The 5,585-nt window shown below is 58.0% G+C and carries 5 protein-coding genes and 1 pseudogene; 2 read left to right on the plus strand and 4 right to left on the minus strand.

All coding sequences use genetic code 11. The features are described from left to right. Positions 1-357 (minus strand): annotated as a pseudogene (locus AAC083_RS08895) (DnaT-like ssDNA-binding domain-containing protein); the annotation flags it as partial. Between the two features lie 399 nt (positions 358-756). Between AAC083_RS08895 and AAC083_RS08900 the strand changes: the two are divergent. Further along, positions 757-1,728, plus strand: a complete 972-nt coding sequence (locus AAC083_RS08900; protein ID WP_042038581.1) for a response regulator — start codon at positions 757-759, stop codon at positions 1,726-1,728. Between the two features lie 75 nt (positions 1,729-1,803). On the opposite strand, the gene AAC083_RS08905 is transcribed toward AAC083_RS08900, so the two are convergent. The 3 genes from AAC083_RS08905 to AAC083_RS08915 all read right to left on the minus strand — a co-directional run bounded on the left by AAC083_RS08905 (position 1,804) and on the right by AAC083_RS08915 (position 4,744). Continuing rightward, on the minus strand, positions 1,804-3,201 hold the full coding sequence (locus AAC083_RS08905) for a peptide MFS transporter (protein ID WP_108536375.1): 1,398 nt from the start codon (positions 3,199-3,201) through the stop codon (positions 1,804-1,806). A gap of 216 nt (positions 3,202-3,417) precedes the next feature. After that, entirely contained in the window at positions 3,418-4,329 is a 912-nt protein-coding gene (gene galU / locus AAC083_RS08910; RefSeq protein ID WP_108536377.1) for a UTP--glucose-1-phosphate uridylyltransferase GalU, read from the minus strand. Between the two features lie 94 nt (positions 4,330-4,423). Beyond that, a complete protein-coding gene (locus tag AAC083_RS08915) occupies positions 4,424-4,744 on the minus strand; it encodes a ComEA family DNA-binding protein (protein WP_042038584.1) in 321 nt (106 codons plus the stop codon). Positions 4,745-4,911: 167 nt separating this feature from the next. Between AAC083_RS08915 and cysQ the strand changes: the two genes are divergently transcribed. Further along, a partial coding sequence (cysQ, locus tag AAC083_RS08920) for a 3'(2'),5'-bisphosphate nucleotidase CysQ (RefSeq protein WP_108536376.1) occupies positions 4,912-5,585 on the plus strand: 674 nt, incomplete at its 3' end.

Here is a 5,585-nt window from a genome sequence, read left to right on the forward strand (position 1 = left end):
CTGCAGGTGCATCTGAAAGGGGCGCTCCGGCAGCGGGCTGCGCACCTTCTGGGTCAGCAGCGGCAGCAGGAACGGGCACTGATGGTAGTGCTCACTGTCAGCCTGCGCCTCGACCTGCAGCAATCCGGCCTCCATCAGCTCGTCGAACAGCTCGGTCAGCTGGCGGGCGTTGACCTGGAAACAGAAGCCGCTGGGATCGCCGGGATCGACCACCGCCAATGACCGCCCAAGTTCGGGATAGTTGAGCCGGGCCAGCTGATTTTCCTGTACCAGTCTGCGCAGCTGCAGGGTATAGAGGCTGCGAGCCGGATGGGATAATCTGGGATGGGCAAGGGCGCTGTATTCGGCTGGTGTCATGGTGCTCTTCACGATCTGGAGTGGGGGGCATTATCCCCTATGGCGGGGTCTCATACAATTCGTGCTGCTCGGGCAGGGGCCCTGCTGGCCTCTGTTTTTCGGTCGGGAATGAGGTCTGGTTCCGCTCAGGTGGAAATAGCGGGCGTGAGATGAGCCTGGCTTCGTACCTGCATGACGCCTTTTGTGGGGGGCAGGTTGGCCACAAGGCTAGCATTTTCACCAAGGCCATTGTGCAGTGCGGGAGGTATTACCTGCTCTTTTTCAAATAGTTGGCGGCCAGGATAGTCATATTGCATGCCAGCCACGTCGATTATGCAATCATCTGATTGGTCAAGCCCACTCCTTATGGTCTAGGCTTATTAATCAAATAACTGATTGACTAATAAGAGCTTTATCAAGATGTCAAAAGCCGGACTACGGATCTTGGTGGTGGAAGATGAAGCGGTTTTTCGCCACTCGCTGGTAACTTATCTCGAGCATGACGGGGCGTGTGTGTTTCAGGCCGAGGATGGGATTGAAGGCCTCTCTGCCGCCGCGCTCTACCACCCCGATATAGTATTGTGCGACCTGAACATGCCCAACATGGATGGCCATGAGGTCATCGCCTGCCTGTCTGCCCGCTATCCCCATATCCCCGTTATCATCATTTCCGGGCAAAGCAAGATGGAGGCGGTAGAGCGTGCGCTGCGCGCCGGTGCCCGCGATTTTCTGCTCAAGCCGATCTCGGACTTCGACCAGGTAGGTCGCAGCATAGATCAGTGTCTGGCGGCCAACTATGGTCACGGGCAGCAACTGGAGTTGATGGATCACATCGACTTTTTTCGCGATCACGACAAGGCGGCCACCCGTCTGCTCGCTTGGTTAAGGCCGCCCGGCTTGCAGGAGTGGGGCCCCTGGCAGGTGACGTTCGAGGGGATGGGCAACCTGTTCATTCCGGATACCTTCAAGCTGGATGACAAGCTGCTGGTGCTGGTGATGGAGCTACCGGTCTTCGGGGTGGATGCCGCCTTCTGTGGCGCTCTGGTGCGTTCCCTGATGAATGCCCCCTATCGCCAGTTTCAGCACAAGGAGAGTCTGCTGCTGACCCAGCCGCACCGGCTGCTCGATTACCTGAACCTGCAGCTCATCGAATCCGGCTTGCGCCACTCTTTCGCCATGGCCGCCTTGCTGTTTGATCAGGAGGATGGCCTGGTGTTTGCCAATGCCGGGCTCACCTCACCGCACTGGTTGATGCGCTCCGGCGGCTTGCCGCTCGGCTTGCTGCGCAGCAGCCATTACGCGCTGCACAAACGCAGTTGGCATGAGCCGTTTGATCTGCAGTTTCGAAGCGACAGCGGCAGCGCCCTCCATGTGCAGGTTCGCCACCACTGAGGCCTATTTCGTCGCAGACAAAAACAAACAGGGCGCCCAGTGGGCGCCCTGTTTGTTCATCACAATCCGAGCCGGTTAGACGGTAGCAGACTGCAGTTTCTTGTCGTGCTCTTCTGGCTCTGTGGCCGGACCTTCGGCACCGTGCATCCAGTAGACCAGGCGGTTGGCCATGGCCAGCAGGATCAGGGCGCTGATCACGGCGGCGATGGCGATGCCGCCGAAGATGGCAATGGCGCCGGACTCACCGACGAAGGAGCCGACGAAGCCGGCGATGTAGTTGGCCAAGGCATTGAAGCCGAACCAGACTCCCATCATCAGAGAGGCCAGACGCAGCGGCGCCAGCTTGGTCACCATGGAGAGGCCGATCGGGGAGAGGCAGAGCTCACCCAGGGTGTGGAACAGGTAGGCTCCGACCAGCCAGAACATGGAGGTCTTGACGGCCTGATCGCCGCCTTGCTGCAGCACGGCACCGATCATGAACAGGAAGCCCACGGCCAGGAACAGCAGGCCCATGGCGAACTTCACCGGGGAGTTCGGCTCTTTGCTGCCGAGCTTGATCCAGATGGCCGCGACTATGGGGGCGAGCGTGATGATGAAGAAGGGGTTCAGGGACTGGAACCAGGCGGTCGGTACTTCGAAGCTGCCGATCATGCGGTCGGTATACTGCTGCGCATACAGGTTCATCAAACCACCGGCCTGTTCGAAGCCTGCCCAGAAGATGATGGTGAACAGACTCAGTACCAGGATGACCTTGATGCGATCCACTTCCTGCCTTGTCAGCGGCGCCTTCTGCTCCTTGGAGCGTTGCTCGGCGGCGCGCTGGGCGGCCGGCACACGACCTATATCACCCAGGAAACGCTGCGCCATGGTGGCCTGGACTACCAGGGAGAGCAGCATGCCGATACCGGCGCTGACGAAGGCGGCCTGCCAGCCGTAGGCGGTGGCGGCGGCGCCACAGATCACACCGGCCAGCAGGGAGCCCAGGTTGATGCCCATGTAGAAGATGGTGAAGGCGCCGTCACGACGGTGGTCACCTTCCTTATACAGGTCACCCACCATGGTGGAGATGTTCGGTTTGAACAGACCGTTACCCAGGATCAACAGAGCCAGGCCCGCGTAGAAGAGGTTGTTGACCATCTCCGGGAACATGGCGTGTGGCAGGGCCAGGGTGAATTGTCCCGCGGCCATGAAGATGGCACCGATCAGGATTGCTCGGCGTTGGCCGAGGAAGGTATCCGCCAGCCAGCCACCTATGATGGGGGTGATATAGACCAGACCGGTATAGATACCATACAGCTTGAGGGCGTCAGCTTGGGTCCAGCCCATGCCGCCGTTGGCAGTCATGTCAGTCAGATAGAGGACGAGCACGGCACGCATGCCGTAATAGGAGAATCTTTCCCACAGTTCGGTACTAAAGAGCAAAAAAAGCCCTTTGGGGTGACCTAAAAAGGTCCCTTTGGACGGATTATTCATTGGAACTTCCACCTGTGTTTTATATTTTTTTAGGAATCTTATGCAAGGGCTAGGAACAAGCCTTAATCCTTATAAAACAAGCGGAATTAAATTACAATATTATGATTTAACGATATTTAATCTATCAATGGTTGAATTTTTGTTTATAAAATGAAAGGGAAGGGCATCGAACGATGCCCAGCATATAATGCTATTAACAGGTCAAATATCCATCCATTACAACTGTTTGACGAACTGTTTCAGCCACGCAATGAATTCACCGTTCAGTTCCGGGTGGCGCACGGCATATTCCACGTTGGCTTTCATATAGCCCATCTTGCTGCCGCAGTCATGACTGCGACCCTTCATGAAGTAGGCGTTGACTTGCTCCTGTTCCATCAGCATGGCGATGGCATCGGTCAGCTGGATCTCGTCACCGGCACCGGCCGGGGTACGTTCCAGCAGCGGCCAGATGTTGGAGGAGAGCACGTAGCGGCCGACCACGGCCAGATTGGAAGGGGCCTCGTCACGGGGCGGCTTCTCGACGATGGCCTGCATCGGCAGGGACATGCCTTCGCTCAGGGCCTCGCCCTTGATGTCGGCGATGCCGTATTTGTCCACTTCACTGTCGGGGACAGCTTCCACCATGATCTGGCTGATCTGATCCTCCTCGAACATGCGCACCATCTCGGCCAGGTTGTCCTGCTTGAGATTGCTGGCCACTTCATCGATCAGCACGTCAGGCAGCAGGACCACAAACGGGTTGTCGCCGATCAGCGGGCGGGCACACAGCACGGCATGACCCAAGCCTTTGGCTTCGCCCTGGCGGACGTGCATGATGGTGACGTCTTTGGGGCAGATGTGTTGTACCTCTTCCAGCAGCTGCCGCTTGACCCGTTTTTCCAGGGTCGCTTCCAGTTCGAAGCTCTTGTCAAAGTGGTTCTCGATGGAGTTCTTGCTCGAGTGCGTGACCAGGATGATCTCCTTGATGCCAGCGGCGATGGCTTCGCGCACCACATACTGGATCAGCGGCTTGTCGACCACCGGCAGCATCTCTTTCGGGATGGCCTTGGTGGCAGGCAGCATGCGGGTGCCCAAACCGGCGACAGGAAGAACGGCCTTGCGTACAACGAGCGGTGTCTTTTTCATGGAGAGAGTCCAGAGATACAAAGTGGACTCATGATACCCGAAGAAAAATAGGGCAGCCACAGGCTGCCCTCATGATGGGGGAGGTCCCAAGCGGTTACTTGACGATGATCATGTCCCGATTTGCTTCCAGGGTTGCCGGCCCTATGCCACTGACATCGGCCAGTTGGTCGACCGTGGTGAACTTGCCCTGCTTTTCGCGAAAATCGACGATAGCTTGGGCCTTCTTCTCGCCGATCCCCTTGAGGGCAGTTAACTCATTGATGTTCGCCGTATTCAGGTTCACCTTGCCGCTCTCCTTTGCGGTGGTGACTGTGGTGGCTGGCTTGGCAACCGGCTTGTCAGCAGCCAGCAGAGGCTGGCTCAGCAGGGGCAGGCAGCTCAGCAGCAGGGTGGCGGTCAGGGTCTTGTAGTTCATGGCTTCACGTCCTTGTGTTGTGTGGGATTGCTATTGAGAATTAGCCGAGTTACGCCATTTTTTGTCTGTCAGATGTGACAGGGTTATAACTCAGCTAAATCGGCTATAACCCATGCCATTCCAAAATGGGTACACTGTGCTAACCATTTGACCAGGATGTCTTTTCGATGTTTTTCCCTGCAATTTCCGAGCTGGAGCCCATAGCCCGCGCCGCCGGTGACGCCATCATGGCCATCTATAGTCAGCCTTTTACGGTGGAGTACAAAAGCGATGAGAGCCCGCTCACGGCTGCCGACAAGGGGGCTCACGAGGTGATAGTGCAGCGGTTGGCCGGGCTCACCCCGCAGATACCCGTGCTGTCGGAAGAGTCCGGTCCCGAGGTGATGGGGTTGCGCCGTGGCTGGTCACGCTACTGGCTGGTGGACCCGCTCGACGGTACCAAGGAGTTTGTCTCCCGCAACGGCGAGTTCACCGTCAATATCGCGCTGATCGAGGATGGCAAGCCGCTGTGGGGCCTGGTCTATGCCCCCGTGCTGGACAGACTCTGGTATGGCGGAAAAGGGGGCGGGGCCTGGCGGGTGGCCGATGGCAAGCGTGAGTCCATCCAGACTCAGCCGCATCAGGAAGGAAAGGCATGGCGGGTGGTGGGCAGCCGCAATCACCTGTCCCAGGCAACCCTGGATTATCTGGCGCGCTTTGGTGACATAGGGCGGGGCGAGATTGAGCTGGTCTCCATGGGCAGCTCTCTCAAGTTCTGCATCATTGCCGAAGGGGGGGCCGAGCTCTATCCGCGCCTCGCGCCCACCTGCGAGTGGGATACCGCTGCGGCGCAGGCGGTGCT

Origin of the sequence: Aeromonas sp. HMWF014, assembly GCF_963878295.1 — a bacterium.
Classification (GTDB): domain Bacteria; phylum Pseudomonadota; class Gammaproteobacteria; order Enterobacterales; family Aeromonadaceae; genus Aeromonas; species Aeromonas popoffii.

Coding starts and splice junctions, on each gene's coding strand:
- galU (WP_108536377.1), bottom strand. CDS start 4,329: ATGAAAAAGACACCGCTCGTTGTACGCAAGGCCGTTCTTCCTGTCGCC.
- AAC083_RS08915 (WP_042038584.1), bottom strand. CDS start 4,744: ATGAACTACAAGACCCTGACCGCCACCCTGCTGCTGAGCTGCCTGCCC.
- AAC083_RS08905 (WP_108536375.1), bottom strand. CDS start 3,201: ATGAATAATCCGTCCAAAGGGACCTTTTTAGGTCACCCCAAAGGGCTT.
- AAC083_RS08900 (WP_042038581.1), top strand. CDS start 757: ATGTCAAAAGCCGGACTACGGATCTTGGTGGTGGAAGATGAAGCGGTT.